The sequence below is a fragment of the Escherichia sp. E1130 genome (genome assembly GCF_005781065.1).
In the GTDB taxonomy this organism is placed as follows: Bacteria; Pseudomonadota; Gammaproteobacteria; order Enterobacterales; family Enterobacteriaceae; genus Escherichia.
This window is the reverse complement of record NZ_VATL01000009.1, coordinates 118892-137841: the sequence shown is the minus strand read 5'-3', so window position 1 is coordinate 137841 and position 18950 is coordinate 118892. Positions and strand designations below refer to the sequence as shown.

Below are 18950 nucleotides of genomic sequence, written 5' to 3'. Positions count from 1 at the left end.
TTTGGCCCCGTTTTTTTATCTGGAGGATTAATGACAATCACGGAACTGGTGCTGATTCTGTTCATCGCCGCACTGCTTGCCTTTGCGATATACGATCAGTTCATTATGCCCCGCCGCAATGGCCCCACCCTGCTGGCAATTCCTTTGCTGCGGCGCGGTCGCATCGACAGCGTTATCTTCGTCGGGCTGATTGTCATTCTTATCTACAATAATGTGACCAGTCATGGCGCACAAATTACCACCTGGTTATTAAGTGCTCTAGCGCTGATGGGTTTTTATATATTCTGGATCCGCGTTCCGAAGATCATCTTTAAACAGAAAGGTTTTTTCTTCGCCAATGTCTGGATTGAATATAGCCGGATAAAAGCAATGAACTTATCGGAAGATGGTGTCCTGGTTATGCAATTAGAACAGCGTCGGTTGTTAATCCGCGTTCGAAATATCGACGATCTGGAAAAGATTTATAAACTTCTTGTTTCAACTCAATAGGTTATATCTTTAGCCAAAGCTATGTTAAGTGTGTTTTTAATAACCAGACATAGCTTAGGCTATATTATCTCTTCGATCATTTGTTATTTATTTTAACGTTTCATTTATATATAAATCTAAATGAAAATCGTTATCAATGAAGTAATGAAATAATATATTCCAACAGTTGTTTTATATTCTCAAAATATGTTAAGGTTGCGCCCTCATTTGGGGAGTAGCCGATTTCCAGACTCCGGAAATGTACGTGTCAACATACTCGTTGCAAAACGTGGCACGTACGGACTGAACATTTTCAGTCAGGCGAGACCATATGCACATCAATCGCTATGCCTGCATGAGCGCCTCTTGTCGTTCATGTGTGCATGTTTGCGGGGGGCGAAGATGTGTTTTATGGATACCCCGGTCAGGACGTTGTCATGAATATCACTGCTACTGTTCTTCTTGCGTTTGGTATGTCGATGGATGCATTTGCTGCATCAATCGGTAAAGGTGCCACCCTCCATAAACCGAAATTTTCTGAAGCGTTGCGAACCGGCCTTATTTTTGGTGCCGTCGAAACCCTGACGCCGCTGATCGGCTGGGGTATGGGCATGTTAGCCAGCCGCTTTGTCCTCGAATGGAACCACTGGATTGCGTTTGTGCTGCTGATATTCCTCGGCGGGCGAATGATTATTGAGGGTTTTCGTGGCGCAGATGATGAAGATGAAGAACCGCGCCGTCGACACGGTTTCTGGCTACTGGTAACCACCGCGATTGCCACCAGCCTGGATGCCATGGCTGTTGGTGTAGGTCTTGCCTTCCTGCAGGTCAACATTATCGCGACCGCATTGGCCATTGGTTGTGCAACCTTGATTATGTCGACATTAGGGATGATGGTTGGTCGCTTTATCGGCTCAATTATTGGGAAAAAAGCGGAAATTCTCGGCGGGCTGGTACTGATCGGCATCGGCGTCCAGATCCTCTGGACGCACTACCACGGTTAATTTGTTCGCTGCCAGAGGTGAATATTAAAGTCCGTCTGGCAGTCGAATACTTCTTTTGCCGCCAACGTTTGCCAGACATCAGGCTTCGCACGCCAGGCAAACGGCGTCATCTGCAACAATGCAACAGCTTCATCGCCGCGAAGACGCATCGGATACCGCAGTTCATCGCTCTGCTGTAATGCAAAACCTTCCAGTTGTTCAGTATGGGGGGCATGCAGAAGTACTTCGTCGTAAATCAGCCCTTTCAACTCCATTAAATGTCGTGGCCCTGGAGTAACGGTAATTACCCACCCTCCCGGTTTGACGACACGCGCTAACTCTTCTGCTTTGCATGGCGCGTAGATGCGAATAATGGCATCCATACTGGCATCGGCAAAAGGCAGACGGTGGCTGGAAGCGACACAAAAGGTAACCTGCTTATAGCGTTTCGCCGCAGCTTTAATTGCGACCTTAGAGACATCAAGACCAAAGGTTGTCACTACTGGCAAGGCATCGGCAAAAGCATGAGTGTAATACCCTTCCCCACAGCCAATATCCAGTACCGCTGTTGCGTGCTCATTAAGACATCCACGCAATTGAGCGACTATCGCATCACGAAGCGGCTGGTAATGACCGGCATCTAAAAACGCACGTCGCGCCTGCATCATTTCCGCGCTGTCTCCAGGATCGCGGGATCGTTTATATTGAACGGGTAGCAGATTGACATATCCCTCTTTCGCCATATCAAATTGATGCCGCTGCGGACAGATATAGCTATTTTTTTCAAGAGATAGAGGCTGGTGGCAAAGTGGACAGGAAAACGACATGAAAACTCCGGCGGGATACTAAATGCCGCAAGTGTAACGCGAATCGCGCTGCGGGCAAATATTCGAAGATCGTAAGGGAGCATTAAACAAAGTAAAAAGCCTCGCTTTTTCGACGAGGCTTTATAGCGAGATTGAAGTGCGTTAACACTTCAGATCAGTGAATTCGATCAGATAGCGGTTACGTTAACAGCTGCCGGACCTTTCTGGCCGTCCTGAATTTCGAACTCAACGTTCTGGCCTTCGGCCAGAGTTTTGAAGCCATTACCCTGGATAGCGGAGAAGTGTACGAACACATCTTTGCTGCCATCAGCCGGAGTAATGAAGCCAAAACCTTTAGACTCGTTGAACCACTTAACCTGACCTTTAATCTTTGCCATTTGAAAAATTCCTTAGATTGTTTTCTTCGCCCGCAGGCATTACAGAGATAAAACTGACACATTACTGCTTGAGGCACTAATATAAGGTTCGGCAGAGAAGCGGTATTCAACGACAACGTGTTTACTCAGGACTTCTTTACTGAAAATGCCACACATAAACAGAACTGTACCTCGTTTAACCCAAAGCTGTTATCACATACAACGTTAATTATGGCAAGCCATTTTTAAACATGTCTCGATCAGCTGCACAAATCTCGATGCGCCTTCCACTTTTTTTGCACATTTATGCAACGAACTGCGTGTCGATATATCGAGACACTTAAGCATACCAGTACAAACAGATGCCTGAACTGATGTGGTTTCTAACATAGTTCAATAAGTTCTAATCTTCCAGTTCAGAAATACAATTTAATTCCACAATGTGTGTGATATCACTTTTTATACTATGTAATGATAAAGTGTTATATAACTTTATCTCATAAAACAGTCAGTTAACAACATACATAGATGCAATGCCGATGCCATATTCAAAGCATGTTAATAATGTAAAATAAGAAAAAATGATGAATGATAAAAAAATGAGAAGAGAAACGTTTCGCTTATAAACAATGCTGTAATTAATCAATATTCCGATGCAAACATCCCAATCAGCAAGTATAAAAAATAACTTTTTCTGATGTCAAAATAAATGAATAAATAACAGTGAAAATAATCAAAATCCAATAAAGGATTAATTTTAATCAATTGCATCATTATAGTGCATGTAAGAATGATGAGATGAGTAACCCATCAACACAGGGTTACTCAAATTGCAGGAAGGATTACCGTTCTGCTACCAGACGAATAATATCTTCATCTTCACCCATTTTTTGGTTCTCAGTAACCTTTTCATCGGCTTTTTCAGGTGCGTTAGCTTCGCACAAGCGGCGTAACAGTACATTCTGCCGTTTTTGCTGATCCAGTAATGCCTCAAGCAGTTCAATCTGTTCGTTAGTCCGGGAACTGGCTCGGTTGATGAAAAACCACAAGATGGGCCCAATAATAAGAACTACTACCGATACGACCAAAGACGCAATGTTCATCACGCCTGAATTTACAACTTCGTTCATTTAACCACCTCTAAGTAGAGGCGCCATTTTACCACTGCTACGCAGGAAGGAAATCTACTGATGAAAAAATGATATCACCATGGGATGAACTGATTGATGGCACAAATTCCGCTGAAAAATTGCACATCCTGATCGCACATTATGTTGAATACCTGCATCCATAGCAGCAAGAAAGCCAGCACAGCGGCAACCAGAACGACCCATCGAAACTTTTTCACTCCAATCTCCGTTTAACCTATCTTCTGCCTTTAAACTATCATGCGTTAGTTAAACAACGTCTAACCATGTCGATATTCGTGCTTTTTCGGAATGATACGCTTGCTTCAGTCCATATTGCCGCTACGATTAAGCAAACAAAAAGAGAAGAGGTCGTAATGCGATTCATCATTCGCACAATTATCTTGATAGCACTGGTATGGACAGGATTATTACTCAGCGGATATGGCGTTCTGATTGGAAGCAAGGAAAATGCTGCCGGGTTAGGGCTGCAATGCACATATCTCACCGCCCGAAGCACAAACACGGTGCAATATCTGCATACTAAAAGTGGATTTTTGGGGATTACAGATTGCCCGCTGCTACGTAAAAGCAATATCGTCGTCGATAATGATTGATAGATAACGGTACAAATATCCACATCAAAACTAATGGATATAAAGTACTTTCATCTTCTGCCCGAACGATATCACTATTAACATTATTTAATCCACGCTAAATGAAGAACCTGTCTGAATTTTATGCAGACAGGTTCTTATTTTAATCAGAATGGATAGTCGTGATACCCCATTTGTGCGGATATTTTGCGCGCTGCCGTATGCAACATAGCCACATACTCCTGCAAACGTTCTTCAGAAAAACGCAGCGTCGGGAAGGAAATACTCAAGCCGGCAATCACCACGCCAAAGCGGTCAAACACCGGAACGGCGATGCAGCGCAGTCCTTCTTCCTGTTCTTCGTTATCTTCGCCGTATCCCTGCTCACGGACCTGATCTAACACGGGTAATAAAGCCTCTGTGCTAGTGATGGTCCGATCGGTGCTGCGTTTATATTCCACGCCTTCAAGGATTTGCTTCACTTCATCGCGATCGCGCCATGCCAGCAGCACCTTACCAATCGCAGTGCTGTACAGCGGATTACGACGGCCAATCCGTGAATACATGCGCAAATTGTACATAGAGTCAATTTTGTGGATGTAAACGATACTGTCTTCATCCAGTGCGCCAAGATGAATGGTTTCTTTGGTCAAACGGGAGATCTCACGCATCTGGATATCAGCACTGCGAATAAGATCGACGTTTTGTAGCGCACGAGCGCCCAGCTCAAATAATTTCAGGGTCAGAGAGTATTTCTCCGACTCCCCTTCCTGCGCGACATAGCCCAAGGTTTTCATGGTCTGTAAAAAGCGATAAACGGTGCTTTTTGACATCATGACGCGCTGTGACAGCTCGGTTATCCCTATTTCGCGCTCTTCGCCCAGCGCCTGCAAAATGCCAAAAACCTTCAGTACGGAAGATACAGAATCAGGTTGTTTATCCAGATCTGCGTTAGCCATTTATCACCTCATTGCGAGTGTTTTATAAAAATTAGAACTGTTTTTTATTATAATTTCGCGCCAGGGTGGTCGCAATCCATCTTTTGCCGGTTAGTTACAATTCTGCGACATTCACCGTGAATATCAGTGCTAAAATCATACCCCTGTTGATTATTACCAAAAGATATAAAATTCCTATGCCAAAAGTTCAGGCCGATGGCCTGCCGTTGCCTCAGCGGTACGGCGCAATATTAACCATTATTATTGGTATTTCGATGGCGGTTCTCGACGGCGCTATCGCTAATGTCGCCTTGCCAACCATTGCAACCGATCTCCACGCCACACCAGCCAGTTCCATCTGGGTGGTGAATGCCTACCAAATCGCGATTGTTATCTCCTTACTCTCGTTCTCTTTTTTGGGCGATATGTTTGGCTATCGACGAATTTATAAATTCGGTCTGGTGGTTTTTCTGCTCTCATCGTTGTTCTGCGCTCTTTCTGATTCACTGCAAATGCTAACCCTGGCGCGTGTAATACAAGGTTTTGGCGGCGCGGCGTTAATGAGCGTCAATACTGCACTCATCCGCTTAATCTACCCACAACGTTTTCTGGGGCGAGGGATGGGAATTAACTCTTTTATCGTCGCCGTCTCCTCCGCTGCCGGGCCGACGATCGCCGCCGCAATCCTTTCAATTGCGTCCTGGAAGTGGTTATTTTTAATTAATGTACCGTTGGGTATTATCGCCCTACTCCTGGCAATGCGTTTTCTGCCGCCAAATGGTTCTCGTGCCAGTAAGCCGCGGTTTGACCTGCCCAGCGCCGTGATGAATGCGCTGACATTTGGCCTGCTTATTACTGCATTGAGTGGTTTTGCTCAGGGGCAATCACTGACGCTGATCGGTGCTGAACTGGCAGTAATGATTATTGTTGGTATTTTCTTTATTCGCCGCCAGCTTTCCCTTCCTGTTCCACTGCTACCGGTGGATTTACTGCGTATTCCGCTGTTTACACTATCAATTTGTACCTCCATTTGTTCTTTCTGCGCGCAAATGCTGGCGATGGTTTCCCTGCCTTTTTATTTGCAAACCGTACTTGGACGTAGTGAAGTTGAGACAGGTTTGCTCCTGACCCCGTGGCCGTTGGCAACGATGGTAATGGCTCCGCTGGCAGGTTATTTGATAGAGCGCGTCCATGCAGGATTGCTTGGTGCTTTAGGGCTGTTCATCATGGCCGCGGGACTTTTTTCTCTGGTCCTGTTGCCAGCTTCGCCTGCCGATATCAATATCATCTGGCCGATGATCTTATGCGGTGCAGGCTTTGGGTTATTCCAGTCCCCCAATAATCACACCATTATTACCTCCGCCCCGCGTGAGCGTAGCGGTGGTGCCAGTGGAATGTTGGGTACAGCGCGTCTGCTTGGTCAGAGTAGCGGTGCAGCTCTGGTGGCGCTGATGTTGAATCAGTTTGGTGATAATGGTACGCACGTCTCGCTGACGGCTGCGGCTATTCTGGCAGTGATCGCCGCCTGTGTCAGTGGTTTACGCATTACCCAACCGCGCGCACAAGGCTAAAAAAAAAGCGCGTCAACCAGGACGCGCTTTTTTATAATTTACTGCAAATTACTTCAGGTATTCACCGGTACGCAGGGCTTCAATACGTTTATCCAGCGGCGGGTGAGTCATGAACAGCTCACTCAGCGATTTGGACTTACCATTGATACAAAAAGCCATCATGCTGGTTGCTTCCTGCGGCTCATAGCTGGTTTTCAGACGCTGCAGCGCAGCAATCATTTTCTCACGACCAACCAGTTTGGCTGAACCTGCATCGGCATGGAATTCACGGTGACGCGAGAACCACATGGTGATAATGCTCGCCAGAATACCAAATACCAGCTCCAGAACCGTCGCAACCGCAAAGTAGATCAGCGGGTTACCGTTGCTCTCTTCACCTTCATCACGGTTACCGCCCATAAAGCCCGCGGCAAGCTGCGCCAGAATACGTGAAATAAAGATAACGAAGGTGTTTACCACGCCCTGAATCAGCGTCATGGTAACCATGTCACCATTCGCAATATGGCTAATTTCGTGGGCAATTACCGCCTCGGCTTCATCCGGGCTCATGTTCTGCAGCAAACCGGTGCTGACAGCAACCAGAGAGGCATCACGACGAGCACCTGTCGCAAAGGCGTTGATATCCGGCGCATGGTAGATAGCTACTTGCGGCATAGCAATCCCCGCCTGACGGGCCTGGGTTGCTACAGTATTGACCAGCCAACGTTCCCTTTCGTTACGCGGTTGCTCGATCACTTCCCCGCCAACAGATCGTAATGCCATCCATTTGGACATCAGAAGCGAAACGAAGGAACCACCAAAACCGAACAGCAAGGCCATAATCATCAGCCCCTGAACGCTGCTCGACTGTATCCCTGTCAGGCTCAGTACCAGCCCGAAAACGACCATAACGGCCAGGTTCGTTAGCAGGAAGAGCGCGATTCGCATCATAATTTTCTTTTTACCTCAGTTTAACAAAACGCAATATGCGATACCCACATCGTATGGGTTACGCGACTATTTTCAAGTCTGGATAGAGCGTAAGTCACCAGAAAGACACAACTTTACATTTTGTAGCATCTGATTTACGGCATCTTGCCACTGTTAAAAAATCAGGCACAATTTCTTGTGCCTGATTGATGTTACTTGACGGGAGCGGGCTGTTCCGCTGGTCTGGATTTTTCCAGCTTCGCCAGATCGAGTGCGATATTCACTGTCTCGTCCAGATACGGATCTGGCTCCTTGTAATCTTTTGGCAAATCATCCAGTTTCTTCAACTCCGGTTTTCCTTCGCGTTTAAAGCGATCGTTCAAGCGCGCCAGACGCATCGCATCATCTTCATTGTTCTCTTTCTCACGCACAGCGTAATTCAGAGAAACAATATTGCGTTTGTCCTTCATGGCATTGAAACGAGCAATATCCTTCATGATGTTCTGGAATTCAGGATCCTTCGCGATGCGCGCATTATGTTCCTTCAGCAATTCCGGCTCAAACGCCGATAAATCGCCAAATTTCACATAAGTTGCAGCATCAATGCTATCCCACGGCAGCGCGTTATCTTCGAATTTCTCTCCCGTTTCCGTCTCTTCATTGCCCGTCGGCATGATGATATCAGGCGTCACCCCCTTACGTTGGGTACTGCCACCGTTAACGCGATAGAATTTCTGGATTGTATACTGCACTGACCCCAGCGCCGGCCATTCAGGACGTAACATCTGATCGTAGATACGATTCAGAGAACGATACTGCTGGACAGTGCCTTTGCCGAATGTTGGTTCGCCCACAACCAGCGCGCGACCGTAATCCTGCATCGCGGCGGCAAAGATTTCTGAAGCCGAAGCACTGAATCGGTCAACCAATACCACCAGCGGGCCTTTATAGAACACCTGGCCGTCGGTATCACTGTCCTCGCGGACTTTACCATTGTTATCACGGACCTGAACAATCGGACCGGAAGGAATGAACAAACCAGAGAGCGATACTGCCTCGGTCAGCGCCCCGCCGCCATTGCTACGCAGGTCGATGACGACGCTGCTGACATTCTGTTTTTCCAGCTTCTGCAACTGAACTTTGACATCGTCTGTCAAGCCAACATAGAAGCCGGGAATATCCAGTACGCCCACTTTTTCTTTGCCGACAGTCTTCACGGACATTTTAACTGCGCGGTCTTCCAGACGAATGCGTTCACGCGTCAGTGTTACCGTACGGGTTTTAGTCCCTTTACCGGCTGGTAAAATTTCTAAACGAACTTTACTGCCTTTCGGCCCTTTGATTAAGGCAACGACATCATCAAGACGCCAGCCAATCACGTCAACCATCGGCTTGCCGGTTTGACCAACACCGACAATTTTGTCACCAACGCTGATAGCCTTACTCTTCGCAGCCGGGCCACCTGCCACCATCGAATTGATAACGGTGTAGTCATCATCCATTTGCAGCACCGCTCCAATACCTTCCAACGACAAGCTCATTTCAGTATTGAACTGTTCGGTATTACGCGGGGAAAGGTAGTTGGTATGCGGATCAATTTCGCGCGCAAACGCCGTCATTGCCAGCGAGAACACATCTTCGCTGTTAGTTTGCGCCAGACGACGAATGGCAAATTTATAGCGACGAGTCAGGGTTTCACGAATTTCTTTATCCGTTTTTCCTGTCAGCTTCAGACTTAACTCGTCGAATTTGACTTTGCTGTCCCACAGCGCGTTCAACTCGGCCTCGTTTTTCGGCCAGGGCGCTTTGCTGCGGTCCAGGTTATAAGTGTCGTTGCCGGTAAAATCCATCGGTTTTTCCAGTACCGATAAGGCGTACTGGTAACGTTCAAAACGGCGTTTTTGCGCCAGATTGTAAAGATCGTAGAAAACGTCAAGTTTACCGGAGCGCAGTTCATCGCCCAGCTCATTTTTCTTTTTCGCGAACTGTTCAACATCGCTTGCCAGCAGCACATTGTGGCTGTAATCAAGCAGGTTCAGGTAGCGGTCAAAGATTTTGGCCGAGAATGCCTGATCGAGGTCGAACTGGCGATAATGGGAGCGGGTAAAGCGCGACGTTACGCGCTCACTCACCGTCGCATGCTGCGTCTCTTCCTTTAATACCGGAATCTGATCAGCACGCGTAATATCTTCTACTGCGAAGGTCTGGCCTGCTATTGCAAGCAGGCCAGCTAACGCGGTAAGCCTAAAAAACATGTTCATGCCTGGCCCGGCCTCCGTTTCAGAACACCAGGTGTTCTGCGCGCACAATCAAAGACATACCCGAATTCAGCTGGACGCGGACGCCGTCTTTGGTGATTTCTAATACGGTGGCATCCATCGCATTTTGACCAGCTTTCACCTTCAGGGCTTGTCCGACAGTCAGAGCTGAAATGTCAGAAACTGGGGTGTGCTGTTCTTCGCGAGGTGCTTTTACTGTTTTTGGCGCTTTCTCAGCCGGTTTCTGCGCGCGAGGTTTGCGCTCGGCGCCTTCTTTACGGCGTTGCGCGGCAGGACGTGGCTTGCGTTCGCGGCGTGGTGCGTCTTCTTTCTCACCTGCAGCTGCGGCAGCTTCGCGTTTTTTCGCCTGCTGTTCGGCACGCTGCGCCTGGACGCGCGCTTTCGCTTCTTCAAGCTGCTTGCGAGCATGTTCTACATGCTGCTCGTCCAGCTCACCGCATGGGTTGCCGTCGAGATCGACACGCGTCGCGCCTGGTTTAACGCCATACAGATAGCGCCAGCTTGAAGTGTAGAGACGTAAAGCGGATCGCAGTTGCGTTTTGCTAAGGTTCATTTCCCCAGCAACGCGATCGACCAAATCCTGAAAAATACCGATTTTCAGCGGACGCGCTTCACCTTCCGCACTGAAACAGTGGGGAAAACGTTCGGCCAGAAACGCGATTACTTCTTTACTGCTATTCAACTTAGGTTGATTTTCCATGAAATTTCCTGATTACAACGGACGTAGCCAACAAGCGCAGGCATGAACAGGCGTCATTATAATGACGTCATCAGTAAATGCTACGTTATCCGTTGATTATCCTGCGACGCTCGCAAAGAATTTTTTGTAATCCGTCGTTGCAAGCACCTTTTCAAGCTGTGCCACAAGCTGACGTAAGCCTTGCTCGTCCTCGTCTGTAAAGCGACCGAAGACAGTACTGTCGATATCGAGAACGCCAATAATCTGATTTTTCACCACCAACGGCAGAACGATTTCAGAATTACTCGCCGCATCACAGGCGATATGCCCATCAAAGGCGTGAACATCCTCGATTCGCTGTACTTCATTGCGGGCAACTGCAGTCCCACACACGCCACGCCCTACCGGGATCCGTACGCAGGCAATTTTGCCCTGAAACGGCCCGAGTACCAGCGTATCGTCCTCAAGTAAATAAAACCCAGCCCAGTTTACGTCAGTCAGACGCTCGTATAACAAAGCACTGGTATTCGCCAGCGTTGCCAGAAAGCTGGTTTCTCCCGCCATCAACGCATTAAAGTCACGGTTTAAGTCCGCGTAAAATTCTGTTTTGTTCATTATATAATCACTTGGTTGTCTTACCTGGAACTGCCAGCCTATTAAAATAAGCATTAAATGCGTTAATGCTCAAGATCATTCCCATCATGGGTTAAGATAAATGTTAATTCTTATTACATTTGGCATGTCATGGCTCTTAACACCCCACAAATTACGCCGACAAAAAAGATAACAGTGAGCGCAATTGGCGAGGCACTACCGTGTGGTGATTATCAGCGTTGCCCGCAATGTGACATGCTGTTTAGCCTGCCCGAGATAAATTCTCACCAGAGTGCCTATTGCCCGCGCTGTCAGGCGAAAATTCGCGATGGGCGTGACTGGTCGCTCACAAGGCTGGCTGCAATGGCTTTTACTATGTTGTTGCTTATGCCGTTTGCCTGGGGCGAACCTCTATTACATATCTGGCTGTTAGGTATCCGTATCGACGCCAATGTAATGCAAGGCATCTGGCAAATGACCAAACAGGGCGATGCGATAACCGGCGCAATGGTGTTTTTCTGCGTTATAGGTGCACCTCTCATACTGGTGACCTCTATTGCTTATTTATGGTTTGGCAATCGGCTGGGAATGAATTTACGCCCGGTATTGCTGATGCTGGAGCGACTAAAAGAGTGGGTAATGCTGGATATCTATCTGGTCGGCATTGGCGTTGCTTCTATAAAGGTACAGGATTACGCCCATATCCAGGCGGGCGTCGGGCTATTCTCTTTTTTCGCGCTGGTGATTTTAACAACAGTGACATTGTCACATCTTAATGTTGAACAGCTGTGGGAGCGATTTTATCCGCAGCACCCTGCCACGCGTAGGGACGAGAAATTACGCGTTTGCATGGGTTGTCACTTTACCGGCTATCCCGATCCGCGCGGTCGTTGTCCCCGTTGCCATATCCCACTTCGCTTGCGTCGCCATCATAGTATTCAAAAATGCTGGGCGGCGCTTTTGGCTTCAATTGTCTTATTGTTACCTGCCAACCTGCTGCCTATTTCGATCATCTACCTGAACGGTGGACGACAAGAAGATACGATTCTTTCCGGAATTATGTCGCTGGCGAACAGCAATATTGCAGTTGCCGGAATTGTTTTTATCGCCAGTATCCTGGTGCCGTTCACCAAAGTGATCGTCATGTTTACTTTACTGGTAAGCATTCATTTTAACTGCCAGCAAGGCTTACGCACGCGGATTTTGCTATTGCGGATGGTGACCTGGATTGGCCGTTGGTCGATGCTCGATCTATTTGTCATTTCATTAACCATGTCGCTGATTAATCGCGATCAGATCCTCGCTTTTACTATGGGACCCGCTGCGTTTTATTTCGGCGCAGCGGTTATTTTGACTATTCTTGCTGTGGAATGGCTGGACAGCCGCTTACTTTGGGATGCACATGAGTCAGGAAACGCCCGCTTCGACGACTGAAGCGCAAATTAAAACTAAACGCCGTATCTCACCTTTCTGGCTGTTGCCGTTCATCGCGCTAATGATTGCCGGTTGGCTGATTTGGGGTAGTTATCAGGATAGAGGCAATACCGTCACCATCGACTTTATGTCGGCAGATGGCATTGTTCCGGGTCGCACGCCTGTTCGTTATCAGGGCGTTGAAGTCGGCACGGTGCAGGATGTCAGCCTCAGCGACGATCTACGAAAGATTGAAGTCAAGGTCAGCATCAAGTCCGATATGAAAGATGCGCTGCGCGAAGAGACGCAGTTCTGGCTGGTGACGCCGAAAGCCTCACTGGCAGGTGTTTCCGGGCTGGATGCGCTGGTCGGCGGTAACTATATCGGCATGATGCCGGGCAAAGGTAAAGAGCAAGATCATTTTGTGGCGCTCGATACCCAGCCAAAGTATCGGCTGGATAATGGTGATCTGATGATCCACCTGCAAGCCCCCGATCTCGGTTCATTGAACAGCGGTTCGCTGGTCTATTTCCGTAAAATTCCGGTGGGACGCGTCTATGACTATGCGATCAATCCCAATAAGCAAGGCGTGGTGATTGATGTCCTGATTGAGCGGCGTTTCACCGATTTGGTGAAAAAAGGCAGCCGCTTCTGGAACGTTTCCGGCGTTGATGCCAATGTCAGTATCAGTGGCGCGAAGGTAAAACTGGAAAGTCTGGCTGCCCTGGTTAACGGTGCGATTGCCTTCGATTCACCAGAAGAGTCGAAACCTGCCGATCCGGAAGATACCTTTGGTCTGTATGAGGATCTCGCCCACAGCCAGCGTGGGGTGATCATAAAGCTGGATCTACCAGGTGGAGCCGGATTAAACGCCGATTCAACGCCGCTCATGTACCAGGGACTGGAAGTCGGGCAACTGACCAAACTGAATTTAAACCCAGGTGGCAAAGTCACCGGAGAAATGACCGTTGATCCCAGCGTCGTCACTCTGCTTCGTGAAAACACCCGCATCGAATTACGTAACCCGAAGTTATCCCTCAGCGACGCCAATCTCAGCGCCCTGCTGACCGGCAAAACGTTCGAACTGGTACCGGGTGATGGCGAACCACGCAAAGAGTTTGTCGTTGTGCCTGGCGAGAAAGCTTTACTGCATGAACCCGATGTTCTGACGCTAACCCTGACAGCACCAGAAAGCTATGGAATTGATGCCGGTCAGCCGCTCATTCTTCACGGCGTACAGGTAGGTCAGGTTATCGACCGTAAACTCACCAGCAAAGGCGTGACATTTACCGTCGCTATCGAACCCCAGCATCGCGAACTGGTAAAAGGCGACAGCAAATTTGTCGTTAATAGTCGTGTCGACGTGAAAGTGGGTCTGGATGGTGTCGAGTTTCTCGGTGCCAGCGCCTCAGAATGGCTCAACGGCGGGATCCGTATTCTGCCAGGCGACAAAGGTGAGATGAAAACCAGTTACCCACTGTACGCCAATCTGGAAAAAGCCCTCGAAAATAGTCTTAGCGATTTACCTACCACGACCGTGAGTTTAAGTGCGGAGACACTGCCGGATGTGCAGGCAGGGTCGGTAGTGCTGTACCGTAAATTTGAGGTCGGTGAAGTGATTACCGTACGTCCACGGGCCAATGCGTTCGATATCGATCTGCACATTAAACCGGAATATCGCAACCTGCTGACCAGCAACAGCGTGTTCTGGGCTGAAGGTGGCGCGAAAGTTCAACTTAACGGCAGCGGCCTGACCGTTCAGGCGTCACCGCTTTCGCGGGCGTTAAAGGGAGCCATCAGCTTCGATAATCTCAGCGGTGCCAGCGCCAGCCAACGTAAAGGCGATAAGCGGATTTTGTATGCTTCCGAAACAGCGGCTCGTGCGGTTGGCGGGCAGATTACGCTCCACGCTTTCGATGCCGGAAAACTGGCGGTCGGTATGCCAATTCGCTATCTCGGTATTGATATCGGGCAAATCCAGACTCTGGATCTGATCACCGCGCGCAATGAAGTACAGGCAAAGGCGGTGCTCTATCCTGAATATGTCCAGACCTTTGCGCGCGGTGGTACACGCTTCTCAGTGGTCACACCGCAAATTTCGGCAGCAGGCGTTGAGCATCTTGATACGATCCTCCAGCCGTATATCAACGTCGAACCAGGTCGGGGTAATCCTCGCCGTGACTTTGAATTGCAAGAAGCTACCATTACTGATTCGCGTTACCTTGATGGCTTAAGCATTATTGTTGAAGCGCCGGAAGCCGGTTCGTTAGGTGTTGGTACGCCAGTACTGTTCCGTGGTCTGGAAGTAGGTACAGTCACCGGAATGACGCTGGGGACATTGTCAGATCGCGTGATGATTGCGATGCGCATCAGTAAACGTTACCAGCACCTGGTACGTAACAATTCCGTCTTCTGGCTAGCTTCGGGCTACAGTCTGGACTTCGGTCTGACGGGCGGCGTGGTGAAAACCGGTACCTTTAACCAGTTTATCCGTGGGGGTATCGCCTTCGCCACGCCTCCAGGTACACCGCTGGCACCGAAAGCCCAGGAAGGCAAACACTTCCTGTTGCAGGAAAGTGAACCGAAAGAGTGGCGTGAATGGGGAACAGCACTCCCCCGATAAGCCACATTGCTCCGGCGTGCCTGCGCCGGAGCGTTTATGCTAAACTGCGCGCCTGTTTTTTTGCCAGTGGTACATGCTCGTGGCCCAACACACCGTTTATTTCCCGGACGCCTTTCTGACACAAATGCGCGAAGCCATGCCTTCGACGCTCTCTTTTGATGATTTTCTCGCCGCCTGTCAGCGCCCGTTGCGCCGCAGCATTCGCGTAAATACCCTGAAAATCTCCGTTGCTGATTTCCTGCAATTAACCGCCCCTTACGGCTGGACGCTAACGCCGATTCCGTGGTGTGAAGAAGGTTTCTGGATTGAACGCGATGATGAAGAAACCTTGCCGTTGGGCAGTACCGCCGAGCATTTAAGCGGCCTGTTTTATATTCAGGAAGCCAGTTCAATGTTGCCCGTTGCCGCATTGTTTGCCGACGATAATACCCCACAGCGGGTGATGGATGTCGCCGCCGCGCCTGGTTCAAAAACCACACAAATTGCCGCTCGCATGAATAACGAAGGGGCGATTCTTGCCAATGAATTTTCCGCCAGCCGGGTAAAAGTGTTACATGCCAATATCAGTCGCTGCGGTATCCGTAACGTCTCTCTGACTCATTTTGATGGCCGCGTCTTTGGTGCGGCGTTACCAGAAATGTTCGATGCCATTTTACTGGACGCCCCCTGCTCTGGCGAAGGGGTGGTGCGTAAAGATCCCGACGCACTGAAAAACTGGTCACCAGAAAGCAATCAGGAAATTGCTGCCACCCAACGGGAACTGATCGACAGTGCCTTTCATGCATTACGCCCTGGCGGTACGCTGGTTTACTCGACCTGTACCTTAAACAAGGAAGAAAACGAAGCCGTTTGCTTGTGGCTGAAAGAGACTTACCCCGATGCAGTAGAGTTTTTACCGCTGGGCGATCTCTTCCCTGGTGCGGACAAGGCACTCACCGAAGAAGGCTTTTTGCACGTTTTCCCGCAAATTTACGACTGCGAAGGCTTCTTCGTTGCCCGGTTACGCAAAACACAGTCGATTCCCGCCTTACCCGCACCGAAATACAAAGTGGGTAATTTCCCGTTTAGCCCAATCAAAGATCGCGAAGCCGCACAAATTCGCCAGGCGGCGACTGCCGTTGGCTTACAGTGGGATGAAAATCTGCGCCTCTGGCAGCGCGATAAAGAACTCTGGCTGTTCCCTGCGGGTATTGAAGCCCTGATCGGTAAAGTCCGATTTTCCCGTCTGGGAATTAAGCTTGCTGAAACGCATAACAAAGGTTATCGCTGGCAGCATGAAGCGGTTATTGCCCTGGCCTCCCCCAACCATACGAACGCTTTCGAACTGACGCCTCAGGAAGCGGAAGAGTGGTATCGCGGGCGCGATGTTTACCCGCAAACCGTGCCAACTACGGATGATGTGCTGGTAACCTTCCAGCATCAGCCAATAGGTTTAGCCAAACGTATTGGCTCGCGACTGAAAAACAGTTACCCGCGTGAACTGGTGCGCGATGGGAAACTTTTTACCGGTAACGCCTGATAGCGCACAAAAAAAGCGCACTTTTTGACTGGCACATTCGCCTGCCTCAACTACGCTGAAAAATGGTGCGATCGGACTGGTCGTACCACAACCGGCAGATAAATGGAGAGCACGAAGATGAAAACCAGTGTGCGCATAGGCGCTTTTGAAATCGATGACGGCGAGTTACACGGCGAATCGCCAGGTGATCGAACATTAACAATTCCTTGTAAATCTGACCCCGATTTGTGTATGCAACTTGATGCCTGGGACGCCGAAACCAGCATTCCAGCTCTACTAAACGGCGAACACTCTGTCCTGTACCGTACCCGCTACGATCAAAAGTCTGATGCCTGGATTATGCGTCTTGCCTGATCCAAAAAGAACCCGTCGGCATGACGGGTTATTTATTCTGGTTATTTCCCCGAAGTAAAATCCTCTCCTAAACTTAACGGTACGGCACCACACTTCGAGGATGAAATGTTCGCGCTGGTACTTTTTGTTTGCTATCTGGACGCTGGCTGTGAAGATATTGTTGTTGATGTTTACAACACGGAACAGCAGTGCGTCTACTCAATGGACGATCAACGGATCCGCCACGGCGGCTGCTTTCCTGTTGAGGATTTTATTGATGGGTTCTGGCGGCCCGCGCAGGAGTACAGTGACTTTTAATTACTGGAGTTGTTCCATTGTGAGTGTCCCTCCGAAGACGGCGCCGGTGTCTATATAATGCAAGTTTCCAATATCTACTCGATGAGGTAACGGCGTATGTCCAAACCAGAAATGGTCAGCACCGGTAATTCCCTGCCCTTTTTGGCCTTCACGTAATCGCGAACGACTCCACAATACCTGGTGCAAATCGACGTCCTTTTGCCATTGATAAACGTCGTCAGGATAATCAGCATGGGCAATAACGTGTTTGCCAGTGCGACTGTTTAATTCAAGAATAAAAGGCAAATGCTGGCATTTGCTGAGCGCCCTTTCTGCTTGCTTCTGTTGCTTATCTGCCAGCGCAGCAAACCAGTCGCCACCGTTCATATACCATAAAGACATCTGCTGCGCGGCCAGCGCATCTATCGCCATCTGCTCATGATTGCCTCTTACCGCTCTGACCCAGCGTTTCTCCAGTAGTTGAAGACAACGTAAACTCTCCGGACCACGATCAATAACATCACCTACCGAGATCAATAAGTCTTGCCACGGGTCAAAACGGCAATGCCATAATTTGATACGCAGTAGCCCAAGGCAGCCATGAATATCCCCCACCAACCAGATATGTCGCCAATGGCTGCCATCAATTTTCTGATAGGTGCGGCCTGCCTCTTTCATCAATTTTTTACTCCCGCGCAGAAGGTCACATTATTTTAACATAAATGTTAAAAAAGGCTGGACTGAAGCAGTAGAGTGTGTGTTATGGTTGATTGTGAAGTCAGCACAGGGAAAACAGTGATGTATTCATCCGCTGGCTTAATAGATAAAAAGAGACCGAATACGATTCCTGTATTCGGTCCAGGGAAATGGCTCTTGGGAGAGAGCCGTGCGCTAAAAGTTGGCATTAATGCAGGCTTAGTTGCCTAGCCCTTTAAGAATAGATGACGACGCCAGGTTTTCCAGTCCACACGAAAAGTGGTCAGAAAAAAGCGTCTTAATCATCGTTTTAAAAATAAAAAAAACGCCCAATCTGATAAAAGATCCTGGGCGTTTTTTTTTGGCAAATCAAAAGACTAATTCAGGTAATCAGCAAAGTTTTTCAGCTCGTTCTATAAATGGCATCAGGCTCATTTTTTCACCGGGTTTGTTGGGATCTTCAATCTGGATCACTGAAATAGGCTGGGCCTTAGTCTTCCCACTGGAAACCTCTTTTTGCGCAACATCGTTCAAAGGGTATTGCACCAGGGTGCTGGGGTTAATGACATACAGCGCATTACCTGGTCGGCATGTCAACATCACTTCTTCGCGATTAAACGCCCATTTGTCTTTGCCAATTTCAAAACGGCTGACGGTAATCACCTGAGGAGCCGCCAGCGCCGCAGTGGAACTGGTGAGCAACAAAAACGCCAATATACTTTTTTTCATCATTTATCGTAAT

The 18950-nt window shown here is 48.7% G+C and carries 21 protein-coding genes; 9 read left to right on the top strand and 12 right to left on the bottom strand.

The window, feature by feature from the left end:
• Positions 1 to 30: 30 nt before the first annotated feature.
• Both FEK66_RS09880 and mntP read left to right on the top strand, forming a co-directional pair.
• Positions 31 to 489, top strand: a complete 459-nt coding sequence (locus FEK66_RS09880) for a DUF986 family protein (protein ID WP_130208443.1) — start codon at positions 31 to 33, stop codon at positions 487 to 489.
• 416 nt (positions 490 to 905) lie between these two features.
• The gene (mntP, locus tag FEK66_RS09875; protein ID WP_001353153.1) at positions 906 to 1472 is read left to right on the top strand and encodes a manganese efflux pump MntP; all 567 of its coding nucleotides are present in this window, start codon (positions 906 to 908) and stop codon (positions 1470 to 1472) included.
• Here mntP and rlmA read toward each other — a convergent pair.
• The 5 genes from rlmA to mgrB form a co-directional block, all read right to left on the bottom strand.
• Positions 1469 to 2278, bottom strand: coding sequence for a 23S rRNA (guanine(745)-N(1))-methyltransferase (gene rlmA, locus FEK66_RS09870; protein ID WP_130208445.1), 810 nt, complete (start codon positions 2276 to 2278; stop codon positions 1469 to 1471). The two genes, mntP and rlmA, sit on opposite strands and share 4 nt — an antisense overlap.
• Before the next feature lie 167 nt (positions 2279 to 2445).
• A complete protein-coding gene (gene cspE / locus FEK66_RS09865) occupies positions 2446 to 2655 on the bottom strand; it encodes a transcription antiterminator/RNA stability regulator CspE (RefSeq protein WP_001062678.1) in 210 nt (69 codons plus the stop codon).
• Positions 2656 to 2694: 39 nt separating this feature from the next.
• A complete protein-coding gene (locus FEK66_RS09860) occupies positions 2695 to 2811 on the bottom strand; it encodes a DUF2627 domain-containing protein (protein ID WP_064529246.1) in 117 nt (38 codons plus the stop codon).
• 665 nt (positions 2812 to 3476) lie between these two features.
• The gene (locus tag FEK66_RS09855; protein WP_135494039.1) at positions 3477 to 3764 is read right to left on the bottom strand and encodes a YebO family protein; all 288 of its coding nucleotides are present in this window, start codon (positions 3762 to 3764) and stop codon (positions 3477 to 3479) included.
• Between the two features lie 74 nt (positions 3765 to 3838).
• Positions 3839 to 3982, bottom strand: coding sequence for a PhoP/PhoQ regulator MgrB (gene mgrB / locus FEK66_RS09850; protein ID WP_130208449.1), 144 nt, complete (start codon positions 3980 to 3982; stop codon positions 3839 to 3841).
• A gap of 156 nt (positions 3983 to 4138) precedes the next feature.
• On the opposite strand from mgrB, the gene FEK66_RS09845 reads away from it, so the two are divergent.
• Entirely contained in the window at positions 4139 to 4378 is a 240-nt protein-coding gene (locus FEK66_RS09845; RefSeq protein WP_135494041.1) for a YobH family protein, read from the top strand.
• Between the two features lie 146 nt (positions 4379 to 4524).
• Here the strand turns inward: FEK66_RS09845 and kdgR are convergent, their stop codons facing one another.
• On the bottom strand, positions 4525 to 5316 hold the full coding sequence (gene kdgR, locus FEK66_RS09840; protein ID WP_096849880.1) for a DNA-binding transcriptional regulator KdgR: 792 nt from the start codon (positions 5314 to 5316) through the stop codon (positions 4525 to 4527).
• Positions 5317 to 5492: 176 nt separating this feature from the next.
• On the opposite strand from kdgR, the gene FEK66_RS09835 reads away from it, so the two are divergent.
• Positions 5493 to 6866, top strand: coding sequence for an MFS transporter (locus tag FEK66_RS09835; RefSeq protein ID WP_130208451.1), 1374 nt, complete (start codon positions 5493 to 5495; stop codon positions 6864 to 6866).
• A 48-nt stretch (positions 6867 to 6914) separates the two neighbouring features.
• Here FEK66_RS09835 and htpX read toward each other — a convergent pair whose 3' ends face one another.
• The 4 genes from htpX to msrC all read right to left on the bottom strand — a co-directional run bounded on the left by htpX (position 6915) and on the right by msrC (position 11348).
• On the bottom strand, positions 6915 to 7796 hold the full coding sequence (gene htpX / locus FEK66_RS09830) for a protease HtpX (RefSeq protein WP_000984517.1): 882 nt from the start codon (positions 7794 to 7796) through the stop codon (positions 6915 to 6917).
• Positions 7797 to 7987: 191 nt separating this feature from the next.
• Positions 7988 to 10036, bottom strand: coding sequence for a carboxy terminal-processing peptidase (prc, locus tag FEK66_RS09825; protein ID WP_135494045.1), 2049 nt, complete (start codon positions 10034 to 10036; stop codon positions 7988 to 7990).
• Positions 10037 to 10055: 19 nt separating this feature from the next.
• The gene (gene proQ / locus FEK66_RS09820; protein WP_000431365.1) at positions 10056 to 10754 is read right to left on the bottom strand and encodes an RNA chaperone ProQ; all 699 of its coding nucleotides are present in this window, start codon (positions 10752 to 10754) and stop codon (positions 10056 to 10058) included.
• Positions 10755 to 10850: 96 nt separating this feature from the next.
• The gene (msrC, locus tag FEK66_RS09815; protein WP_130208455.1) at positions 10851 to 11348 is read right to left on the bottom strand and encodes an L-methionine (R)-S-oxide reductase; all 498 of its coding nucleotides are present in this window, start codon (positions 11346 to 11348) and stop codon (positions 10851 to 10853) included.
• Between the two features lie 129 nt (positions 11349 to 11477).
• Between msrC and yebS the strand changes: the two genes are divergently transcribed.
• The 5 genes from yebS (at position 11478) to FEK66_RS09790 (ending at position 17533) form a co-directional block, all read left to right on the top strand.
• Positions 11478 to 12761 carry a membrane integrity lipid transport subunit YebS gene (gene yebS / locus FEK66_RS09810; protein WP_135494047.1) on the top strand — a complete coding sequence of 428 codons (1284 nt, stop codon included), beginning with the start codon at positions 11478 to 11480 and terminating at the stop codon, positions 12759 to 12761.
• Positions 12730 to 15363, top strand: a complete 2634-nt coding sequence (gene yebT, locus FEK66_RS09805) for a lipid-binding membrane homeostasis protein YebT (RefSeq protein WP_131161133.1) — start codon at positions 12730 to 12732, stop codon at positions 15361 to 15363. Before yebS ends, yebT begins: the two co-directional genes overlap by 32 nt.
• A 79-nt stretch (positions 15364 to 15442) precedes the next feature.
• Positions 15443 to 16882, top strand: a complete 1440-nt coding sequence (rsmF, locus tag FEK66_RS09800; protein ID WP_130208461.1) for a 16S rRNA (cytosine(1407)-C(5))-methyltransferase RsmF — start codon at positions 15443 to 15445, stop codon at positions 16880 to 16882.
• Positions 16883 to 16999: 117 nt separating this feature from the next.
• Positions 17000 to 17236: a YebV family protein gene (locus tag FEK66_RS09795; RefSeq protein ID WP_002431586.1), complete on the top strand. Its 237-nt coding sequence runs from the start codon at positions 17000 to 17002 to the stop codon at positions 17234 to 17236.
• A gap of 105 nt (positions 17237 to 17341) precedes the next feature.
• Complete coding sequence (locus FEK66_RS09790; protein WP_130208463.1) at positions 17342 to 17533, top strand: YebW family protein; 192 nt, start codon at positions 17342 to 17344, stop codon at positions 17531 to 17533.
• Here the strand turns inward: FEK66_RS09790 and pphA are convergent, their stop codons facing one another.
• Positions 17534 to 18190 carry a protein-serine/threonine phosphatase gene (gene pphA / locus FEK66_RS09785; RefSeq protein ID WP_135494049.1) on the bottom strand — a complete coding sequence of 219 codons (657 nt, stop codon included), beginning with the start codon at positions 18188 to 18190 and terminating at the stop codon, positions 17534 to 17536. It lies immediately after the preceding gene.
• Positions 18191 to 18598: 408 nt separating this feature from the next.
• A complete protein-coding gene (locus FEK66_RS09780) occupies positions 18599 to 18940 on the bottom strand; it encodes a YebY family protein (protein WP_130208467.1) in 342 nt (113 codons plus the stop codon).
• Between the last annotated feature and the right edge of the window lie 10 nt (positions 18941 to 18950).